This window comes from Nodosilinea sp. FACHB-131 (genome assembly GCF_014695395.1).
In the GTDB taxonomy this organism is placed as follows: Bacteria; Cyanobacteriota; Cyanobacteriia; order Phormidesmidales; family Phormidesmidaceae; genus Nodosilinea.
In genome coordinates this window covers 30,384-51,588 of sequence record NZ_JACJOF010000004.1, presented here as the reverse complement: position 1 = coordinate 51,588, position 21,205 = coordinate 30,384, and the positions used below count along the sequence as shown (strand labels likewise).

Sequence of the window (21,205 nt, the reverse complement as noted above, 5' to 3'; positions counted from 1 at the left end):
CTACATCATGCCCATGCCGCCCATGCCACCCATGCCACCCATGCCGCCCATGCCACCCATGCCACCCATGCCGCCCATGCCGCCCATGCCAGGGTCACCAGCGGGAGCGGGAGGCTCAGGGATATCGACCACCAGGGCCTCGGTGGTGAGGAGTAAGCCTGCGATCGAGGCCGCATCTTGCAGTCCTGAGCGCACGACCTTAGCCGGGTCGATAATACCCGCCTGAATCAGGTCTTCGTAGGCACCCGTGAGGGCGTTGTAGCCCGTGGGGAAGCTCGTGGCCTTCACCTTCTCGACAATCACAGAGCCGGGTTGGCCCGCGTTGTCGGCGATTTGGCGTAGGGGCGCTTCCACCGCCCGCATGACTATGTCTACACCGATCGCCTCTTCAGCAATCAGGGACGCTTTAAGCGACTCCAGCTTGGGGGCTAGGTGCAGCAGAGTCGCGCCGCCGCCGGGGACGATGCCTTCTTCGACTGCGGCCTTGGTTGCGCTGAGGGCGTCTTCGATGCGCAGCTTGCGATCTTTGAGCTCGGTTTCGGTGGCGGCCCCGACTTTGATCACGGCGACGCCGCCCGCTAGCTTAGCCAGGCGCTCGGAGAGCTTTTCTTTGTCGTAGTCAGAGTCGGTGACGGCCAGCTCTTTACGAATTTGGGCGATGCGCTTGTCGATGTCGGCTTTGTTGCCCGCATCGGACACCAGGGTGGTGGTGTCTTTGGTGATGGTAGCTTTGACAGCCAGGCCCAGCATGGACAGGTCGGCGGTATCGAGGCTGAGGCCCACCTCTTCGGAGATCACCTGACCACCAGTGAGCACGGCGATGTCTTGCAGCATGGCTTTGCGGCGATCGCCAAAGCTCGGCGCTTTCACCGCCGCTACATTCAGCACACCGCGGGCCTTGTTGACCACCAGGGTGGCCAGGGCCTCGCCTTCAATGTCTTCGGCAATGATCAGCAGGGGAGCACCCTCGCGAGCCACCTTCTCTAGCACCGACACCAGATCTTGAATGGAGCTGATTTTTTTGTCGACGATTAGCACGCGAGCGTTGTCAAGCTCGGTCACCATGCGCTCTTGGTCGGTGACGAAGTAGGGGGAAATGTAGCCGCGATCGAACTGCATCCCCTCCACCACATCCAGCTCGGTGTAGAGAGACTTCGATTCTTCCACGGTGATGACGCCGTCTTTGGTCACCTTATCCATGGCTTCGGCAATCATTTTGCCGATCTCTTCATCGCTGCCAGCGGAGACAGTGGCAACCTGGGCGATGGTGGCGTTGCCTTCTACGGGCTTGGCCACGGCGGCAATTTCACTCACCAGCAGGGCAACGGCTTTGTCGATGCCGCGGCGCAGGCTGACGGGGTTGGTGCCCGCTGCCACGTTCTTGAGACCTTCTTTAACCATGGCCTGGGCCAGCACGGTAGCGGTAGTGGTGCCATCACCAGCCAGGTCTTTGGTCTTAGAGGCCACCTCTTGCATGAGGCGAGCGCCCATATTTTCAAAGGAGTCTTCTAGCTCAATCTCTTTGGCAATGGTGATGCCGTCGTTGACAATCTGTGGTGCCCCGTACTTTTTCTCAAGTACGACGTTGCGCCCCCTGGGGCCGAGGGTAATTTTAACGGCGTCAGCTAAGGCGTTGACGCCTTTTTCGAGGGCCTGCCGCGAAGCCTCATCAAAGGAAATTCTTTTTGCCATGTCGTCCTGTCTTTCAGCTCTCCAGAGACAAACTTAGCACTCGCTATGCCAGAGTGCTAACCTCGCTAGAGTACCGCTGTGAGGGACGGTCGGTAAGTCGCAATAACCGATCCTCTACGGCAGAGGGTGCAAATTCCCCTAGCGCTACGACCGGGGATCCGGTTAGTTCCCCGCTTTCTTGTCGAAAACGGAGTACCTATATGGTTCAAGAATCTGACGCAGAGGGCATGGCCCCTTATTTTAAGTAGTGTCTAGCGATGTTGCGAAGCGTCTCAAGCACTCTTTTGGTCTATCTTCTCTTTTTGCAAAAGAAAATCTATGTAGTCTTGAAGGTGCAACAGCCTTGACTGAGACAGCTGGCGTAACTTGGCTAAAATTTCCTCTTCTTGTCGTAGCTGATTGAGGGAGATGATTTGCGAGGCGTCTACCTCAACGGTGATGCTTGGTAGGTCAAATCCCTCCAAGCTATAGCCATCTTCTCGACCTTCACGGCTAGGATAGTGCTCCACTACAGTGGCAATGTCGCCTCTTTTAAGGTGATGCTCTGGCAAGTCTTTTGCTAAGGCAACCTGGGAAAACAAAGGGAATAATTCTGCCATTAGCTTGCTCCTTTATCTGGCACTAAAGTCACAAATTTAGCTGTTCCGTTCGTCACCATCCAAATAGTTAGAATACTCAACTCAATCCCATTAACGCCTCAAAGTTTAGTCCGTATGCAATATTTATGGCCGTGACGGGTTGTTTCAAGAAACTCTGCTGACTGAGATAGGCCTTGAGCTCGTATGTCTTGTTCAAGCTGCTGCCAATCCTATATGCGGCTAACCGTTGGACTAGCGCCATAACACACTCTTCAAACTGACTATATGCGAGTGTTAGCTGCTCTTAAGTACTGTCTCAACTTTCGAATACAGTGCATCGGTCGTATCACAAGTCTCCGAAGCCTCAGCAGTCACTCCCCAAAATTCGTCGCTGAATATCTCGATGGCTATCAGAAGGTGTTCGGCAGCTAGATTAAGGTTTATATTCTGCGCTGGGATATGCAATCCATTGTTGGTGCGTGAAAAATACAGAGACTCTTCCCTAAGCCGTGAATAGTCTCCTAATTCATAACCTTCAAATATCTCTTTAGCTCTTTCATCACCGATACTATCGCCAATGCGATCACCTATTAGGTAAATAGGATCGACCGAAATCCTATGCTTTTTCCCATGATGAAAGAGAGGATCCTTATTTCGATTTACTCTTTTCCTTCCACCTCCCCAAGCACGCATATGACCAGCTTTTATTTTTGCAATTTCTTCAAAGACGGTAATAGACAAGAAAACGGAAGGAGCGTAACTACCATTCACAAACAAAACATATGATGCTCGAATTAAATCACAAACATGAGCGACAGCAGCGTTGTACTCTTCACGACCATATAAGCCTATATATTCATCAGAAATTACTAAAGAGGCTTCAGATTCTATGTGATATCCCTTTTTTTTCACAGTATCTCCGGTGCTGTCAGCCATATACTAAGTGCCGCTCTGACACATAAGGCTCCTGATTTTCAGCATTATCTAGTAGGCCTGCGGGATAACACCTAGATCTTAAGGAATTGAACATTATATCTGTTGAATGAGTCCGTAGCTTTTGTTCTTTATTCAGCGAATTTGGGGGTGAAATACAAGACTTCGGTATACTATTCGTCACTTTCGCTGGATAATTCCTTGAAGTCAGGGGTTATCCAGCATCTCCCACGCTATCTCCGTGTTATGCATTCCCGTAGAGCAGAGCTTTCTGCAAAATTAGCCTACATCCCCACATACTCCTGGAGAGACTTCACTTGGAGAGGGTGTTGTTGCAGGGAGTGGATAGCCGAGGCTGTGGCTTTGGCTCCGGCGATGGTGGTGATGATTGGTACCTTGTAGGCCAGGGCCGTGCGGCGAATGGAGCGATCGTCCTCCAGGGCGGTACTGCCTGCTGGGGTGTTGATGATCAGCTGAATTTTGTTGTTTTTGATCGCGTCTTCGACATTGGGGCGGCCTTCGTGCACCTTGAGAATGAGGTTGACGGTGAGCCCCTCATCCATGAGGGCGGCGCGGGTGCCGGAGGTAGCGATTAGTTTGAGGCCCATTTCGGCCAGCTCTTTGGCAATGGGGATGACGGCGGCTTTGTCGCGATCGTTCATGGAGATAAAGACGGTGCCGGCGAGGGGCAGCTTTTGGTTGGCCCCCAGTTCGGCCTTGGCAAAGGCTTTGCCAAAGTCAACGTCGATGCCCATAACTTCGCCCGTCGAGCGCATTTCGGGGCCAAGCAGGGCGTCGGTGCCTGCAAACTTGTCGAAGGGCAGCACGGCTTCTTTAACGGAGATGTGCTGGGGAATCACCTCTTCGGTGAAGCCCAGGTCAGCGAGGGTTTTGCCCGACATTACCCGCACCGCGATCTTGGCTAACGGGTGGCCGATCGCCTTCGAGACAAAGGGCACCGTGCGCGAGGCGCGGGGGTTGGCCTCGATGATGTAGACCTGGTCGCCCTTGACCGCAAACTGAATATTCATCAGGCCGATCACCTTGAGGCGCTCGGCCAGCTTCACCGTCCAGTCGCGGATAGTGGCGAGGGCAGCGTCGGGCAGGGTCATGGTGGGGAGAGAGCAGGCCGAGTCGCCGGAGTGGATGCCTGCCTGCTCGATGTGCTCCATAATGCCACCGATGACGACCTGGCCGGTGTGGTCGGCGATCGCATCCACATCCACCTCGATCGCGTTCTCCAAAAACTTGTCGATCAAGATGGGGTGGTCGGGCTCCACATGCACCGCGTAGGTCATATAGCGCTCCAGGTCGGTGTCGGAGTAGACGATTTCCATAGCGCGGCCACCGAGCACGTAGCTGGGACGCACCACCACCGGGTAATCAATCTGCTGGGCCACCTTGAGGGCATCTTGGTAGCTGCGTGCCATGCCGTTGGGGGGCTGCTGAATGTCGAGTTCGCGCAGAATGGCCTCGAAGCGTTCGCGGTCTTCGGCGGTGTCGATGGAGTCGGGGGAGGTGCCCCAGATCTGGGTGGGGGGGTGGATGGGTGGATGAGCGGACGGGTCGGCGGCGGGCAGGGAGGCGAGGTACTGCTGGAGGGGAACGGCCAGTTTGAGGGGGGTTTGGCCGCCAAACTGGATGATGATGCCGATGGGGTTTTCGGCTTCGATGATGTTGAGCACGTCTTCTTTGGTCAGGGGCTCAAAGTAGAGGCGATCGCTGGTGTCGTAGTCGGTCGAGACCGTCTCGGGGTTGGAGTTGACCATGATCGTCTCATAGCCGTCATCGCGCAGGGCAAAGGAGGCGTGGCAGCAGCAGTAGTCAAACTCGATGCCCTGGCCGATGCGGTTTGGGCCGCCGCCTAAGATCATCACCTTGGGGCGATCGCTGGGCAGCACCTCGGTCTCGTCTTCGTAGGTGGAGTAGTAGTAGGGGGTAAAGGCCTCAAACTCGGCGGCGCAGGTGTCGACGGTTTTGTAGACGGGGATGACGCCCAAACCCTTGCGGTACTGGCGCACCGTGTCTTCGTCGGTTTGGGTAGCGTAGGCGATTTGGCGATCGCTAAAGCCCTGGCGCTTGACCGCCCGCATCTGCTCGTAGGTCAGCTCGTTGAGGGGGGTGCGCTTGAGAAACTTTTCGGTCTGCAACAGGCCGAAGAGCTGGTTGAGAAACCAGGGGTCGATAGCGGTGAGGTCGTAGATATCGTTGACAGTGAGGCCAAGCTGCATGGCGTGGCGCAGATCGAAGATGCGATCGGGGTTGGGGGTGCGCAGCTTGGGCCGAATTTCGTTGAGGCTGGGCAGCTTTTCGGCGCGATCGCAGCCCCAGCCCGCCCGACCAGTCTCCAAAGAGCGTAGCGCCTTCTGGAACGACTCCTGAAAGGTGCGGCCGATTGCCATCGCCTCGCCCACCGACTTCATCTGGGTGGTCAAAGTCGAGGTGGTGCCGGGGAATTTTTCAAAGGCAAACCGGGGAATTTTGGTCACCACGTAGTCAATGGTGGGCTCAAAGCTGGCCGGGGTTTTCTTGGTAATGTCGTTGGAAATCTCATTGAGGGTGTAGCCCACCGCCAGCTTGGCGGCAAATTTTGCGATCGGGAAGCCCGTTGCCTTCGAGGCTAGCGCCGAGCTACGCGACACCCGAGGGTTCATCTCGATAACAATAAAATCGCCATTGTCCGGGTTGACCGCAAACTGAATATTCGAGCCGCCCGTCTCCACGCCGATCTCACGGATGATTTTCACAGAGGCATCGCGCAGGCGCTGATATTCCTTGTCGGTCAAGGTTTGAGCGGGGGCCACGGTGATTGAGTCGCCAGTATGCACCCCCATGGGGTCGAGGTTTTCGATCGAGCAGATAATTACCACGTTATCCGCCAGGTCGCGCATCACCTCCAGCTCGTACTCCTTCCAGCCCAGCAGCGACTGCTCAACTAGAATCTGCGACACCGGGCTGGCATCGAGGCCCGATCGCGAAATCGTTTCAAACTCTTCCTGGTTGTAGGCAATGCCGCCGCCGGTGCCGCCCATAGTGTACGCCGGGCGAATGATCAAAGGGAACGTGCCGATCTGCTTGGCAATGTCCTTCGCTTCATCCATGGTCTCGGCTAGGCCCGAGGGGCATACGGGCACCTCGATGCGCGCCATCGCTTCTTTAAATAGCTTGCGATCTTCCGCCATTTCAATGGCTTCGAGCTTGGCCCCAATCAGCTCGACGCCGTAGCGCTCTAGCACGCCGGTTTTGGCCAGGGTCACTGCTAGATTTAGCGCCGTCTGGCCGCCCATGGTAGGCAGCATGACGTCGGGGCGCTCCCGCTCAATCACCCGCTCGACGATTTCGGGGGTCAGCGGCTCAATGTAGGTGCGGTCCGCTGTCTCCGGGTCGGTCATAATCGTCGCCGGGTTGGAGTTGATCAGCACCACCTCATAGCCCTCCTCCCGCAGAGCTTTGCAGGCCTGGGTGCCAGAGTAGTCGAACTCGCAGGCCTGGCCAATGACAATCGGGCCAGAGCCGATCAGCAGAATCTTTTTGATGTCATCACGGCGAGGCATAGGCTGCACGGGTGCGTAGGAAAAATCCAAATCATTCTAAGGGTTAATTGCCAGATTCGTTTGCTTAGGTTGCGGCATTCCGGCAGGATTCTCGGGGGCTGTAAGCCAATGTCAGCGTTTAGTGAATTTAAGCAAAAGTCCCAAAGCGGTGGAGGGGTTTTGGGTTTTGGGTTTTGGGTATCGGGTACAGGGTTTACCGCTGACGAATCGCACCTAACACCCGACACCTAACACCCAACGCCCTATACCTTGCCCCCCAACCCCAAAAAGTACCCGCGCGGGTACTGCGATCGCCCCAACCCCCTTGCCATGATGGGGCCATCCACCGAGTTGAACTACACGAGGTATGCCATGACACGGCACGGTCAAATGTATCTCAGAGACACGGCGCCCCCGCGCTTTCGCGTTCCGGCGCGGGGCCGCTTCGGCAGAATGTTCCGCTGCACGCGCCCCTTTGCTCAAGACACCCCCGCCGTTCGCCAAGCCCTGATGGAGCTGGGCAAAGCCGAAGGCATTATGGACCCCGGCCCAGCCAACAACCCCGACAACCCCGCGATTCCAGCTGGGTTTACCTTTTTGGGCCAGTTCATCGACCACGACCTTACCTTCGACCCTACCTCTAGTCTAGAGCGCCAATCGGATCCTGAGGCGATCGAGAACTTCCGCACCCCATCCTTTGAGCTGGATAGCGTCTATGGCGCTGGCCCCACCGCCAGTCCCTTTCTCTACGACAGCAGACCCGAGAATCGCGGCAAGCTGCTGATCGACGGCGATCGCCCCCACGACCTGCCCCGCAACAGCCAGGGCACCGCGCTGCTGGGTGACCCCCGCAACGACGAAAACCTGATTGTGTCGCAGCTGCACCTGGCTTTCGTTAAGTTCCACAACGCGATGATCGACAAGCTTAAGGCCGACGGCGTGAACCCCGGCCAGCTGTTTGACGAAGCCCAAAAGCTGGTGCGCTGGCACTACCAGTGGATTGTGCTGCACGAGTTTCTGCCGCTGCTGGTGGGCCAGAATGTGGTCGACACCGTGCTGCAGCGGGGCCGCCGCTTTTACAGCACTCGCTGGCGGCGCGAGCCCTACATTCCGGTGGAATTTTCGGTGGCGGCCTACCGCTTTGGCCATAGCCAGGTGCGCGGCGGCTACGCCATCAATGATGGTCCTCCCGGGGGGCGTCCTTTCGGTGCGGCAATTTTTGTCGCTCCTGGGCAAACCGGCGAGGACCTTTCCAGCGGCAGGTTCTTAGAAGCCCGTAAGGTAATTGACTGGCGGAAGTTCTTTCCTATAGAAGCAGGGATAAACCCTCAGCTAAGCCAGCGCATTGATGCCACCATCTCGCGGCCCCTGTTCCAGCTGCCGTTTATTCCGCCCAATATGGCGTCGAACCCGGCCTCGCTGGCTCAACGTAACCTGCTGCGCCATCTGACCTTTGGGCTCCCCTCAGGTCAAACCGTCGCCGGCAAAATGGGAATTGCCCCCTTGTCTACCGCTGACTTGGCGGATGTGGCCGCGATCGATGCCGGTCTGGCCCACAACACGCCCCTGTGGTTCTACGTGCTGCGGGAGGCCGACAAGCGCGCCGATGGCCGATCGCTCGGTCCTGTAGGCGGCCGCATTGTGGCGGAGGTGTTTATCGGCCTGCTGCAATCTGACGAGCTGTCGTACCTCTGCCAAGAGCCCAACTGGACACCCAGACTGGGAACCGGCGGTGACTTTAAGATGGCCGACCTGCTGAAGTTCGCTGGCGTAGCTGAGCCTCCTGTTCTGCCTACCCCACCTGCTCCTGCACCTGCCCCAACCACTGAGACACCTCAACCCGCCGAGGTGTCCGCTAGCTAAAGCTCATCTCTAATGGCTACCTGATTTGTAGGGGCGCAGCATGCTGCGCCCCTACAGCCGATCGGGCGAGCAGGGACGGGCTAGGGGCTGGGGACCGAGCTGGCGCAAAGCGCTGAGGTAGTCTTCAAGTTCGCCAAACTCAGCGGGGTTGAGGCTGTAGTAAATCCAGCGGCCATCCTGGCGGGCGGAGATCAGTCCGGCCTCGCGCAGGGTTTTGAGGTGAAAGGAGAGTTTTGACTGGGCAATCTCCATGCGATCGCACAGATCGCACACGCACATTTCCTGCGATCGCAGCAGCTCAATTACCTCCAGCCGCAGCGGGTCAGACAGGGCCTTAAAGCGCACCAGTAAGGTATCAGACCGTTTCTCTAAGGCCGTGGTCATTTGCTGCACCACCGAAGACAATATCTAGACTCAGGGTAGCAAAGCGAGGAGACATCGGCTGAGGATATAGAGCAGCTGCGATCGCCGCCAAATGCTACGATAAATGCCGCTTTGCCATTCTCCCTGCTCCTCGGAACGCTGCATTTTGACCCAGGCTTTTTCCTTTAGCTGCGACGCTCGCTGTAGCCACACCCAGGCGCGGGCGGGCACCTTCACCACCCCCCACGGCCCCGTCCACACGCCTCGGTTTATGCCTGTGGGTACCCTTGCCAACGTCAAAACCGTTACCCCGGCTCAGCTCGCCACCACCGGGGCGCAGATGGTGCTCTCCAACACCTACCACCTACACCTGCAACCGGGCGAAGACATTGTGGCCGAGGCGGGCGGGCTGCACCGCTTCATGAGCTGGGATGGCCCGATGCTGACTGATTCGGGCGGGTTTCAGGTATTTAGCCTCAGCCAGATGCGCACGATTACTGAAGACGGGGTGACGTTTAAATCGCCCAAGGATGGCCGCATCATCAATATCCGCCCCGAAACCTCGATTCAGATCCAGAACGATCTGGGGGCCGATGTGATTATGGCCTTTGACGAGTGCCCCCCCTACCCGTGCAGCCGCGAGACAATCAAAGCCTCCACCGATCGCACCTGGCGCTGGCTCCAGCGCTGCGTTGAGGCCCACAAACGACCCGATCAGGCCCTGTTTGGCATTGTGCAGGGGGGCGTCTACCCCGACCTACGCACCGAAGCGGCCCAGCAATTAGCAACGCTAGATCTGCCGGGCTATGCGATCGGCGGGGTCAGCGTGGGCGAGCCGCCAGAGCTGATCGAAACTATTGTGAAAGCCACCGCCCCCTGCCTGCCCGAGCACAAGCCCCGCTACCTGATGGGGGTGGGCACCTATCGGGAAATGGCCCAGGCGATCGCCGCTGGGGTAGATCTGTTCGATTGCGTCATCCCCACCCGCCTAGCCCGCCACGGAGCGGCTCTGGTGGCAGGCGATCGCTGGAACCTCAAAAACCAGCGCTTTCGCCGCGACTACACCCCCATCGACGACACCTGCCCCTGCTACACCTGCCAAAACTTCAGCCGCGCCTACCTCTGTCACCTGATCCACGCCAAGGAGATGCTGGCCTTTACCCTGATCTCGATCCACAACATCACCGAGCTAGTGCGGTTTACTCAGCGGATCCGGGAGGCGATTTTAGGCGATCGCTTCGCCACAGAATTTGCCCATTGGTTAGCGCCAAACCCGACAGCCACATCTGTAGACGCCCCCCCACCATGATAAAATGCGAAGAAAATTTACCAATTCTCAGATTTCAGCCAGGGCGCTCAGGGTTAAGGCTCGGCTTAGGTCTGAGACTGGTCTGTCCCGGCTGTGTAACGAGAGGATAATCATTAAATGGAAGTCGCAATGCTGCTGGCCAAACTGCCCGAGGCCTACTCCCTGTTCGACCCCCTGGTAGACGTGCTGCCCATCATCCCCGTGTTTTTCCTGCTGCTGGCCTTTGTGTGGCAAGCTTCCGTCGGTTTCAAATAAGTCTTTTACAGTCTCAGTAACGTTAAGCCTCAGTGTTAGTAACGCTGGGGCTTTTTAATGGGCAGTGCCAGGCTGCTGTAGATCTAGCTATCCGCCTTGCCCCATGGATTGCTCCTGTGGAGTTGGTTGAGGCACCAAACCCTAAGCACTGTATCTAGGTAGGCTCCGGTCATGACTTGGCAAAGCCGTTACCGCTGGGCATTGATATACTGAGCCAGCGCTATAGCCAGTACGCCGCCCTAGTTTTTGCCAGTGGTAGTAACTCAGGTCCTCAGTGCATGGCTAACCCTACACTCTGCTCTATCAACCCTACCGGCAATGGTCAAAGAGCTTGACTCAGGCAACAGTTTTAGGCTTTCGATAAAATCCTTAGAGGATGATTCAGACCCAAGGGTTGTCCACGCTGGTGTGCAAGCGCTCTGTAGCAGCATTACTCAGTTGAGCCAACTTGAGCAGACCAAGTTTGCTTTTCTTCCCAACCCGCAGTACAGCGTTTTAGCCGAGGCAGTAGCCCATCCTAGAGCGGTCGAGCCCAGCTTATATGCCGGGCTTCAGTGCCGAGCACCCCTGAGCAAACTCAGAGTAGTTTTGCGGCACGTGGGCAATTGGCTTGAGCGCACCGCCCAAAAAACCCTATTTGTCCTAGAGATTCCGCCCAGCCACACTATCACCCTACAGACCAGCCAGGCCAAGGTCTTGGCTCAACTGCTAACCCTGGGCGAAGCCCTGCTGCCGCCCCACGAGTTTTACCGCACCCAGGCCGAGGGCTATGTGAGTACCTTTGGTGAATTAACGCCGGCCGCCAACGCCAATTTAAGTCTGGTGCAGCAGCGGGTGGGGCTATCGATCGAAGAGGCTAACGAGCTCAACGTCACAGCTACGGGGCCTTTCAAAACCCTGGCCGAGAAATATCAGCACTTTCGCCGAGAGTTGCTGGTGTGCAAGCAAGCCAGCGATCTCGATGAGAATTTTTGGAACGTGATGCGGGCCAAAGCTATCAGCATGGGTTTGCCCGAGGCCGATGCTCAGTTTCTTAAAGACGAGCGCCTGAATGCTCTGCACCAGGAGGCCGAGCAGACGCGGCAGCAGGCTGAAGCTGAGGCCGCCGCTGAAGCTCAACGTCAGCACGAGCGGCAGCAGCGGTTGCTGGGCTACCGCCACCAGTTTGAAGAAATAGTCATCGACTCGCTGCCCCAGGGCGTTGCCCGCAAGCACATTGGGCCAGCTGGCGATCAACCAGAGGCGGCACTATTTCACCAAAGTGTTATGGCCGACCTGGCTGGTTCCGATTTTAACCGAGGCCGCCTGACCCAGGCGCGCGAATACTATAACCTCGACCCACAGGAGGCCAAGGCCCTAGAGAAAACCGTTTTAGATGAGCTGTATTTATTATCTGACCTACTATAGGTTGCAGAGGATGAGCCGTTGGCTAAGGCCCAATCTTGGTGCGTCTGTGAGGTATTGGCTTGGCGCAAAATATTGCATGTTTAATCAAGTTTGTCGATCCTCAGCTCAAGCATGATGAGCTAGATACTGAGGTTCACTACTTAACTGAAGACCTGCGCGATCTAGATGGCATGAGCCAAATTCGCTTTGACCCCATCTTAGAAGTTAGAGATGCAGCAGAGACTAGAGTAGGGATTAGATTTTTTGCCCATTCAGATTTGCTAGTCTCTATTCTGAGGCGGCTGCGCGATCGCCTCTACTACAAGCCCCTCGAAACCTGGTTTCTCTTCCAAATTTCAGACCTTAATTTGCAAATTCGCACTGATCAGGCCGAAGACCTCGTAGACCTAATGGCCACCGCCCAGAGCGGGCTGCTATTCTCCCCAGTGCGCGACTATCTCGCTGAAGCCGAAACCTACAGCCGCACTCAGGGTGAACTCTCGCCCACCGAACTCGACAATCTTAACCTGCTGCGTCAGCGCCTCGGCCTGTCAGCAGAACAGGCTGAACTGCTCAATGTCAGAGCGGTTGGCCCTTACAAAACCCAGGCCGAAAAGCGCCGTTATTTTGACGAAACCACAGCCGCAGAGTTTAGCCGTCTGCGGCAAATAGATGCAGACCAGCCCTTTGCAGCCAAAGACCCCTGGCCAGTGCTGCAAGAACTGGCTGAAAACTTAGCCCTGCCGATTCCTGAAGCAGAGGCTATATACCAACAACATCGGCAGCGCTATGACGAGGCCAAACTCAAAACCGAGCAACAGACTGCCAAAACCGCTGTCGATGCCAGCCTTGTGGCCGAAACCAAGGCCGCAGATGCTCACCAAGATCAGGTTCAGCAGGCTCGAGAGCACCTAGAGCAATACCTGTCCCTCTGCCGCCAGGCCATGGCCAACAGCCTGTACCCCTCCGAGTTTGACCAGGGGCGCCTCGACCAAGCCCGCCGACTGTGGGATATCTCCATTGATGAAGCGCTCACCATCGAGATTGCCGTGCGCAATGAGCTGTATGGCAGCCTTGAGTCTGCCGCTGGGGTCGACTACAGCCGCCTGCGCGACCTGCTGCTGCAACAGGCCTGGCAAGAAGCCGACATGGAGACTGAAGCCGTTATTCTCAAAGCCCTCGATCGCGACATGCAGCCCGTCACCGCCGCCACCGTACAGCGGCTGCCAGCCATCGATCTAGCCACCATTGATGCCCTTTGGAACCGCTACAGCAACAAGCGCTTTGGGTTTAGGGCCCAGCAGCAGGTACACCGGAGCCAGCAGCAAATTCAGCAGGACGATCGCCAGCAGTGGCTGGCCTTTCAGCAAGCCCTCGGCTGGCGCGAGCCGCCGTCGCTGTTTTACCAGGGCTACAGGCCCTACCATGACCTCGATTTCAGCCTCGAAGCGCCCCTGGGCCACCTGCCGACCTGGCGCTGGTGCTGCCCAAGCCTGAGCGATCGCTATTGCCTCAGCCTCGACGTTATGGCCGCTGTCATCCACCACCTGAGCCTATGCATGCCCTTAGACCCGGTGCCAACCCCAGCCGTCGATCCAACTGCCCCAACGGTACTCACTGGAGGGCAAACCCGTGCTGTCTAACACCTTCAACAGCCCCACCTTTAACAGCCATTTAGAAGAAAGCCTCAGCGAACTCAGCCTGCTGCTCGATGAAGAAGACTGGGAGGCGGCGGATCGGCTGACCGCAGACCTGCTGCTCGACGCGGTGGTGCAGAACTACAGCGGTGAACCAGGGCTGTCGCCCGAGACCGAGCCCCGCCATCGGCCTCACCTGTCGACCGAAGCTCTAGCAGGTCTACCCTGCCAACTGCTGCACGCCCTTGACGATCGCTGGCAGAGAGCCAGTGGCGGGCATTTTGGCTTTTCGGCTCAGCTTCAGGTCTATGCCGCCACGTTAGAAACCATCGACTTTGATCCGGCCCTGCGCAACTGGTCTACCCCCCATCCTTTTTTTGAAGAAGTGGGATGGCTGATGCTACTGTCGCTGCGGCCTGTAGGGTTTCTGCGGTTTTACAGCTGGCTAGACTTTGACCTTGAAGCCCCCAGGGGTCACTTGCCCGCCCTGTGGTACTGGCGGGTGCCGCGCATCGCATCGCTGCAAATGGGCGGCTTCTTGACCGGCCAAGGAGGAGGCTTTGGCGATCTGGCCCGGCTCGACGCGATGATGCTGCGGCTGTCACGCTGCCACCAGCTTGGCGGCTAGGGTCAAATGGTCAGGATCTACCGGAGTAGTCGTTACTCCAGAGCTGGGGCGGTGAGTTCCTGGGGCTGCACCTGAATGGTGACATCGGCCAGGTAGGGCAACTGCTGGTGAAGGTGAGTCCTGAGGTGGGATGCGATCGCATTCCCTGCCGCCACCGACAGTCCCGGCTCTACCGCCAAACTCACCTCGCCATACAGCCGATGGCCCAGCCACCGCGCCTTGACCTGAGTTACCGTAGCGGCGGCGCCCTCGACCCCGTGCGCTATTTCGTGGCGCAGGCGATCGACCATCTCGGGCTCCACCCCATCGAGCAAGCGAGTAAACACTGTTTGGGTCGATTGCCACACCACCCGCAGCAGCACCAGGGTGATCACTAATCCCATCACTGGATCGGCCCAAGGGTAGCCCAGTCCCACGCCCAGGGCACTCACCAGCACCGCCAGGCTGACCAAGCCATCGGCTCGGGCATGCAGCCCATCGGCCACCAGGGCAGCACTGTTAATCGCGCGCCCCACCCGCAGCCGAAACAGGGCCACAACTTCATTGCCGATGAAACCAATGACGGCCGCCACCGCCAGTGCCCCGAGGTGATCTAAGGGCTGAGGATGACGCAGGCGCTCAATTGACTCATAGCCGGTAATCAGGGCACTCAAGAAAATCACCGCCACGATCGCCACCCCCGCCAGATCCTCCGCCCGGCCATAGCCATAGGCAAAGCGGGGCGAGGGTTTGGCCCGAGCCAGCAAAAACGCCACCCCTAACGGCACCGAGGTCATGGCATCGCCCACGTTGTGAATCAGGTCGGCCATCAAGGCAACGCTGCCCGAGAGGGCAAAGACAACGGCCTGGGCGATCGCCGTAATCAGCAACCCTACAAATGACCACTTCACCGCCCATAGCCCCCGCTCTGAGGCCACAATCTCAGGGTCTACAGCGCCGTGGGTGTGGCTGTGCCCGTGCCCGTGGGCATGATCGTGACTGTGGGAGTGATTGAGTTCGGCAGCGGAGGTCAAGGCGGTTTCCGCAGGGATGCTCGTTTCGAGGCGGTTTCCATGGCTGGGATGCCCCAGATACGCTTCGTGAATCGCGCTCTCGATCGCGTCAGAGTTGGGAACTGGAGAAGCCGGGTTAGGCATAGTTAGCAAAAGCGCTACTGAAGCGTTATGGTACCTGCTTAAAACCAAGTCTTGCTACCGCAAGGCCGCATCAAGCCTAGTAGTCTGCCAAGCCAAAGGTGACAGGTCAGTGAGGGTTTAAGATCCAAGGTGTCAGGTTCACGGCCTGCCTTAGACCCGACACCCTGAACCCTAAACCGTTGGAGCCTGTCACAATCAGCTTGGTCAAGGACTAGTCTGTCCAAGCGTATTTTGCTTTAAACGACAAAGTCGGGAAGGCATGGGTTGCCTCCCCGACCGTCAGTTAGCCCTGGATCAAAGGACTGTGGCGGTTAACCACGGTCAGACTTCTTTACCAGGTGCGCCTCTAGGAACCACAGACGCATGTCAATGGTGCGAGAGATCTCGGTATAGAGATCGGCCGTGTCGGCATCGCCCAGCTCATCGGTGGTGCCGATGGCTTCGCGCACGTGCTTACCGTAGGCAGCAAAGCGCTCAGCCAGGGCCTCAACGTGCTCAGCCCCCTCCACAGCATCAATCGGATACTCGGGCAAAATCGACTCGCTAGCGGCAATGCGGGCCGTACCCATAGCAGTACCCCCCAGAGCAGTCACCCGCTCGGCCACCAGGTCGACATACCCTTCTAGCTCACCGGCCAGTTCGTCAAACAGCTCGTGCAGTTGATAAAAGTCCATGCCCTTGACGTTCCAGTGGGCCTGCTTGGTCTGAGTTTTGAGATCGAGGGTGGCAGCCAGGGTCTGGTTGAGCACGTCACAAACCTGCGATCGCACCTCAGCCGACATATCAATGCGGGTGGGATAAAACCCGCGCTTGGTCTTACTTTTTTCAACGGTTGCAACCATAGGGCCTCTCTTTATTTCTATCAATCGAACGAATAGCCAACAAACCTGTGCTTTTGCCGTCAGGCCTAGTCTTGAAATCCTACCACTATGCCCTCGGCTCTTCTAAATCATACTCGTTATGACTTCGACTTGCAACATTTTAGCCAGAGTTTGTTGTCTGAGAAAGCTTTAGCGCGCGCTCGACTACCGTGTCCCACTAACAGGCACAGTGAGCCATAGCGACTGTCAGCCCCCCAACGTTACTGCTGTGGCGGCAAGCAGTTTGTATTAAAAGGCAGAATCGACAGCCAATGTTAAGGATTGAAGTGCTACCAGGCTACTGGCCAAACTCAAGGCGCACCTGCTCGACCAAATCTGCCGTCACGGCTTCGGCCTCGGTCTCGCGGGCCACATCTTCGATCCTCTTGCGAGCCTGGGCACGCACAAAGAACGGAATATTTTTGAGCTTGGCCTGGGCATCAGCCGTCCAGGGAAGACCATTAACCATTAGCGAAGTCTGCTCCCAATTGCAACGAATGCCCTAATCCTATATGGCGCCTCGGGGTCAATGTAAGGTTTTTGCCAAGGTGTAACGTTCCGTCAGGAATTACCTGCATAAACGGCGTAGATTACGGTGTCGGTTAGAAATTTCCTCCCTCAGCCCACCCCTCCGCAGACTCGAGCAGCCCCAAAAGCACCGCCCAGCCCCTGGAACTCCAGCCACTGTTCTAAAGTCCTGGCGGTTTGGGAACACTGAAGCCAGGTTGGCAAATGGCCTATCGGCACAAGTTTAGTACACGTTACTAGAGCACGTCATGGTAGCAACACCCCACTACAGCAAAAACGAAGCCTCCGCCCGGCCCGATCGAGAATTCAGTCTCCCCAGTTTGGGGGATGAGGATGAGGGAGCATCCCTATCTCTCAAAGGTTTCTCTGCGGCTGATACCGACGAGGGCGACTTCGAAGCCGATGCCGCCGAGGTGCTGAAGGGCCGTCGCACCACTGACCTAGTGCGCCTCTACCTGCAAGAAATTGGCCGAGTGCGCCTGTTAGAGCGCCACGAAGAGGTCTCTGAAGCCCAGTGCGTTCAGGGCTACATGCAGCTTTTAGCCGACCTAAACCAGGCTGCGGAAACAACCGGTGGCATTTTGGCCACCTACAGCAAGCTGTTGCAAACCCGCGATCGCCTGTCTTCCCAACTGGGCTATCGCCCTTCCCTAGAGCGCTGGGCCGCCGAGGCCGAAGTGCCCATCGCTGAACTCAAGCCCACCCTAGCCGAAGGTAAGCGCGCCTGGGCCGCCCTCACGACCCTCACTGTACCCGAGCTAGAGAAGGCCATCTCTGAAGGCATTCGCGCCAAGGAGCACATGATTAAGGCCAACTTGCGCCTGGTGGTGTCGGTGGCTAAAAAGTACCAAAACCGGGGCCTAGAACTGCTGGATTTGATCCAAGAAGGTACCCTGGGCCTAGAGCGAGCGGTGGAAAAGTTTGACCCCACCAAGGGCTACCGCTTTAGCACCTACGCCTACTGGTGGATTCGCCAGGGCATTACCCGGGCGATCGCCACCCAGAGCCGCACTATTCGCCTACCTGTCCACATCACCGAAAAGCTCAACAAAATCAAAAAGGCCCAGCGCAAACTCTCCCAGGAGAAAGGCCGCACCCCCTCAATTGAGGATATCGCTCGCGAGCTCGACATGACTGCTGCCCAGGTGCGCGAAGTGCTGCTGCGCGTTCCCCGCGCCGTTTCACTCGAAACCAAGGTGGGCAAAGACCGCGACACCGAGCTGGGCGACCTGCTCGAAACCGACTGCATGTCGCCCGAAGACATGCTGATTCGTGAGTCGCTACGCCGCGACCTGCAACAGTTGATGGCTGACCTCACCACCCGTGAGCAAGACGTGATCAACATGCGCTTTGGCCTCGGCGATGGCACCCCCTACTCGCTGGCCGAGATTGGCCGCGCCCTAGAGCTATCGCGCGAGCGAGTACGCCAGATCGAGTCGAAGGCGCTGCAAAAGCTGCGCCAGCCCAAGCGCCGCAATCGCGTCCGCGACTACCTCGAAGCGCTGAATTAGAGACCCTGCATAGCTACCTCAAGCCCCCTTGTTTTTAAGAAAAGCAGGGGGCTTTTTCTTGGGTATAACCGTTGGCCTAACTTGCCCGCCTCACACTGTCTAGCAGTTTGAGGTTGGCCCGTAACCACTTATTTACCTTAGCGCAAAGTCAGGAGCGAATTATCGAACTTTTATATGGAGAAATGCTTTTGTTGACAACATAAGACTTTCCTTACACCTTATTCGATCACTAGCGAAGAATCTGATCCTCCAACCAGTCTGAGAACATATCTGGAGAGGTCATTTTTTGGAATAAGGGATCAATAGATAACCGTTTGAGACATCTGATGGAGATAGACTTCATAGAATCTATCTCTAGGTCGGTTATCTCGTATTTTCCGTCATGAACGAGCTTTGAACGTGAATTATAAAGTTCTTTCACGGTATTTGCTACTTCGTTTCGATTCTCTGGTTTCTTTGCAATGAGATGAGTAACGCGTGTTCGCAACCGATAACTCAACTCGGCATTAGGATTGTCTACTAATATAATGCTTTCGAGTGCAATAGCATATAAGAGAAAAGCTTCCTCCCGCCTATTAGAGACAATTGCTCTTCCTGCCCACTGAATAGCGGTAATTAGAGCTTTTTCAAAACTGTTTAAATTGTTTTTTTGAAGAATACTAATAATGTAGTTGAAGCCAATATCATTGTTTTTGTCTGATTCGACGATTCGTGAGATTTCGAGCTCCTGCAATGGACCGACTTTCTTGCTTGCAGTATTGTAGCTCGCTCCATCAGCTTCATTTAATATAATGGTTTCAAAGAGATACGGCTCTAAATCTCCTGGCAAGTATGTCAAAGCATTTGGGTTAAATGGAGTTAGTGCACTAAAAAAATTGAGTATATCTAGAACTCTTCGTAATTTTTTGATTGCGATTACCTGAGCAGCTTCATAATCTTTTGCTTCTACAACAACTAGACTACATATCTTTTTGTAAAAGCTTCTGTCAATGTCCTCTTTCAGTCCTTCCCATTTAAAGTTTTTCTGAATTGTATGTTTCGCTACTATTTCTTTAAATTGATTGACGAGAAGGTCATCAAAAACAGTAAATTCAACTTGCCCAATGGAGAATGGTAGACCTTTCTCCTTTATTCCGCATACTGGTATGAAGCAACGATATGGAATTCGTTTGGCAGTAAGTTTTCGCTTTAAGTTTTCTACTATCTCATCAATTCTTAAATTTTCAGGGGTGGAACAATCATTTGAACACAATGCTTTTAATAATGCTTCTTGAAAAGCCCCTTCCACAGTTTTCAAGCTTAAGTCATCATCTCTAACTGAGCTTGATGCTAAATCTCTTAAGCACTCACGATATCTTGAAGATTCTTTATAGTTTAAGTGCAAACCACCTAGCCCTTGACGTTCGAAGTATAATACCTTCTCTCCATTTTCTTCTGTTTTTGAGTTCAAAAATTCAATTAATAATTTCACGCTCCGAAGCGATTCATCCATTTTTCTCTGTTTCATTTTGTGGGCTTAATCCCTTTAACAAATTAGTTTATGTATCATATAAATCTAAATCCATATTGAATTCTATTCAACATTTTTTTGGATTTCTATAGTCTGCTACTTCCCTCTACAGGGCAGACAGATAGAGAATAGACTGCATAATAGCTTTCCTAGGAGCAAATAGGCAGAAGGATCCTATCTATTTACCTCGTCACAGCATCGTGCTATCTTCAATCGCCACGGTTGACGAGGAGCGTCTGTACCAGTATTCTCTACTTTAAGCCGTTCAACCCGACCGGCGACCATGCAGAACTCGAAAACTTTGGCGCTGCCTGAAGGTGTTGCAACCACCAACAGACAGCTAACCCCGCAAATCTAGCACGCAGATTGCCGGGCTAAGGTCGATCGTACCCTAGCTCTCCCAGTTTGCACCTCAGCTGCGGTTAGCTAGGGTTTTCGCGTTCTGTCTTCCTCAAACCCCTAGAAGGAACACAGAACCGATGTTTGAATATCTTGAACCCGACGCCAGCGGCGCGTCGCACATTCCGCCGTCTCACTCTGCACAACCTCAGCCTCGCCCCGAGCGAGTGCGCCACCTGCTCTACGGCAGCCTAGTGGGCATCGATCGCACTATCAAAATCCTCCACGCCTACGGCTACGCCGACCCCAACGACTGGAGCGACCCCATCCCCGTGCCGCCCAACAGCGGTGCATCGAGCGCAGCCCTTTCAGAAGGAATGACATGGATGGTCATTCTGACGAAAACCTTGCTCATTGAGTAAGCAGAACACCACTGGGGGTTGAGCCTGCCTACACCTCTGGCTCTACTCCCAGCGCTTTTAGCTGCTCGGCCAAGCGATCGCCCCGTTCCTGGGCTGCTGCTGCCGCTTCTTCTGGGGTGGGCACCAGCTCACCAGAGGGGTGAAAGTAGCGTAGGGTCTCGTCCTGGACACCCAGAAATAAGCCCAAGACCTCGCTCCATCGCTGATTAACTTCATTGGGAGCGATTACATCATAGTGCTGCCCCACTAGTCGGTAGCCTTCAAACTCCAGCGTTTCAGGCGAAAACCAAAAATATTCTGGGGTTCTAAAGCGGTCTTGATAGAGCACTTTTTTGAGACTACGGTCAGTTTTTGCAGTAGCCGGAGACAACAGTTCGATAATTAGATCGGGGTACTGCCCGCCTTCCTCCCACACCACCCAAGATTTTCGGGGACGGCGCTGGGTTTGGTTCACCAAAAAGAAGTCGGGGCCTCTAAAGTCTCGGTTTTTAAGCTGTTCGCGGCTGAAGTAGACAGTGAGATTAGCGCCAATGAAAAAGTCAGTGCGATCGCGCCACAGCCACTCAAGACAAGCCACCAGCAGCGCCAGTTGAGCGTAGTGCAGCGAACTTTCCATCTCTGGCTCATTGCTCTCCAGCTGGGTTGCATCTGGCATTAGATCTGCCAGCTGTTGCGCGGTCATTACCATCGCCGATCCTCAGTGCCAGGTATCCCCATTGTAA

18 protein-coding genes are annotated in these 21,205 nt (G+C 55.6%); 8 read left to right on the top strand and 10 right to left on the bottom strand.

What is annotated here, in order from left to right:
* The 4 genes from groL to carB form a co-directional block, all read right to left on the bottom strand.
* Entirely contained in the window at positions 1 to 1,692 is a 1,692-nt protein-coding gene (gene groL / locus H6F75_RS01120) for a chaperonin GroEL (protein ID WP_190748402.1), read from the bottom strand.
* A 272-nt stretch (positions 1,693 to 1,964) separates the two neighbouring features.
* Positions 1,965 to 2,291: a DUF4926 domain-containing protein gene (locus tag H6F75_RS01115; protein WP_190748400.1), complete on the bottom strand. Its 327-nt coding sequence runs from the start codon at positions 2,289 to 2,291 to the stop codon at positions 1,965 to 1,967.
* 273 nt (positions 2,292 to 2,564) lie between these two features.
* Positions 2,565 to 3,206, bottom strand: a complete 642-nt coding sequence (locus H6F75_RS01110; RefSeq protein ID WP_190748398.1) for an AbiV family abortive infection protein — start codon at positions 3,204 to 3,206, stop codon at positions 2,565 to 2,567.
* Positions 3,207 to 3,487: 281 nt separating this feature from the next.
* A complete protein-coding gene (gene carB, locus H6F75_RS01105; RefSeq protein ID WP_190748396.1) occupies positions 3,488 to 6,757 on the bottom strand; it encodes a carbamoyl-phosphate synthase large subunit in 3,270 nt (1,089 codons plus the stop codon).
* 351 nt (positions 6,758 to 7,108) lie between these two features.
* On the opposite strand from carB, the gene H6F75_RS01100 reads away from it, so the two are divergent.
* Positions 7,109 to 8,599: a heme peroxidase family protein gene (locus tag H6F75_RS01100; protein WP_190748392.1), complete on the top strand. Its 1,491-nt coding sequence runs from the start codon at positions 7,109 to 7,111 to the stop codon at positions 8,597 to 8,599.
* A 51-nt stretch (positions 8,600 to 8,650) separates the two neighbouring features.
* Here the strand turns inward: H6F75_RS01100 and H6F75_RS01095 are convergent, their stop codons facing one another.
* Complete coding sequence (locus H6F75_RS01095) at positions 8,651 to 8,983, bottom strand: metalloregulator ArsR/SmtB family transcription factor (protein ID WP_190748391.1); 333 nt, start codon at positions 8,981 to 8,983, stop codon at positions 8,651 to 8,653.
* A 145-nt stretch (positions 8,984 to 9,128) separates the two neighbouring features.
* On the opposite strand from H6F75_RS01095, the gene tgt reads away from it, so the two are divergent.
* The 5 genes from tgt to H6F75_RS01070 all read left to right on the top strand — a co-directional run bounded on the left by tgt (position 9,129) and on the right by H6F75_RS01070 (position 14,177).
* Complete coding sequence (gene tgt, locus H6F75_RS01090) at positions 9,129 to 10,271, top strand: tRNA guanosine(34) transglycosylase Tgt (RefSeq protein WP_279308273.1); 1,143 nt, start codon at positions 9,129 to 9,131, stop codon at positions 10,269 to 10,271.
* Positions 10,272 to 10,388: 117 nt separating this feature from the next.
* On the top strand, positions 10,389 to 10,526 hold the full coding sequence (locus H6F75_RS01085; protein WP_017299971.1) for a photosystem II reaction center protein K: 138 nt from the start codon (positions 10,389 to 10,391) through the stop codon (positions 10,524 to 10,526).
* A gap of 438 nt (positions 10,527 to 10,964) precedes the next feature.
* Positions 10,965 to 11,933 carry a hypothetical protein gene (locus H6F75_RS01080; RefSeq protein ID WP_190748388.1) on the top strand — a complete coding sequence of 323 codons (969 nt, stop codon included), beginning with the start codon at positions 10,965 to 10,967 and terminating at the stop codon, positions 11,931 to 11,933.
* A 59-nt stretch (positions 11,934 to 11,992) separates the two neighbouring features.
* Positions 11,993 to 13,555 carry a GUN4 domain-containing protein gene (locus tag H6F75_RS01075; protein WP_190748386.1) on the top strand — a complete coding sequence of 521 codons (1,563 nt, stop codon included), beginning with the start codon at positions 11,993 to 11,995 and terminating at the stop codon, positions 13,553 to 13,555.
* Positions 13,545 to 14,177, top strand: a complete 633-nt coding sequence (locus H6F75_RS01070) for a GUN4 domain-containing protein (protein ID WP_190748384.1) — start codon at positions 13,545 to 13,547, stop codon at positions 14,175 to 14,177. Before H6F75_RS01075 ends, H6F75_RS01070 begins: the two co-directional genes overlap by 11 nt.
* A 32-nt stretch (positions 14,178 to 14,209) precedes the next feature.
* On the opposite strand, the gene H6F75_RS01065 is transcribed toward H6F75_RS01070, so the two are convergent.
* From H6F75_RS01065 to H6F75_RS01055, 3 genes are all read right to left on the bottom strand, one after another.
* The gene (locus tag H6F75_RS01065; RefSeq protein ID WP_190748383.1) at positions 14,210 to 15,313 is read right to left on the bottom strand and encodes a cation diffusion facilitator family transporter; all 1,104 of its coding nucleotides are present in this window, start codon (positions 15,311 to 15,313) and stop codon (positions 14,210 to 14,212) included.
* A gap of 311 nt (positions 15,314 to 15,624) precedes the next feature.
* Positions 15,625 to 16,155, bottom strand: coding sequence for a DNA starvation/stationary phase protection protein Dps (dps, locus tag H6F75_RS01060; protein WP_190748382.1), 531 nt, complete (start codon positions 16,153 to 16,155; stop codon positions 15,625 to 15,627).
* Between the two features lie 316 nt (positions 16,156 to 16,471).
* The gene (locus H6F75_RS01055; RefSeq protein WP_073608637.1) at positions 16,472 to 16,642 is read right to left on the bottom strand and encodes a PCP reductase family protein; all 171 of its coding nucleotides are present in this window, start codon (positions 16,640 to 16,642) and stop codon (positions 16,472 to 16,474) included.
* Between the two features lie 307 nt (positions 16,643 to 16,949).
* Between H6F75_RS01055 and sigC the strand changes: the two genes are divergently transcribed.
* Positions 16,950 to 18,212 carry an RNA polymerase sigma factor SigC gene (gene sigC, locus H6F75_RS01050; RefSeq protein WP_190748381.1) on the top strand — a complete coding sequence of 421 codons (1,263 nt, stop codon included), beginning with the start codon at positions 16,950 to 16,952 and terminating at the stop codon, positions 18,210 to 18,212.
* 229 nt (positions 18,213 to 18,441) lie between these two features.
* Here sigC and H6F75_RS01045 read toward each other — a convergent pair whose 3' ends face one another.
* On the bottom strand, positions 18,442 to 19,704 hold the full coding sequence (locus H6F75_RS01045; protein WP_190748380.1) for a HEPN domain-containing protein: 1,263 nt from the start codon (positions 19,702 to 19,704) through the stop codon (positions 18,442 to 18,444).
* Positions 19,705 to 20,201: 497 nt separating this feature from the next.
* On the opposite strand from H6F75_RS01045, the gene H6F75_RS01040 reads away from it, so the two are divergent.
* Positions 20,202 to 20,483: a hypothetical protein gene (locus H6F75_RS01040; protein ID WP_190748379.1), complete on the top strand. Its 282-nt coding sequence runs from the start codon at positions 20,202 to 20,204 to the stop codon at positions 20,481 to 20,483.
* Positions 20,484 to 20,511: 28 nt separating this feature from the next.
* On the opposite strand, the gene H6F75_RS01035 is transcribed toward H6F75_RS01040, so the two are convergent.
* On the bottom strand, positions 20,512 to 21,171 hold the full coding sequence (locus H6F75_RS01035) for a Uma2 family endonuclease (protein WP_190748378.1): 660 nt from the start codon (positions 21,169 to 21,171) through the stop codon (positions 20,512 to 20,514).
* Positions 21,172 to 21,205 lie beyond the last annotated feature (34 nt).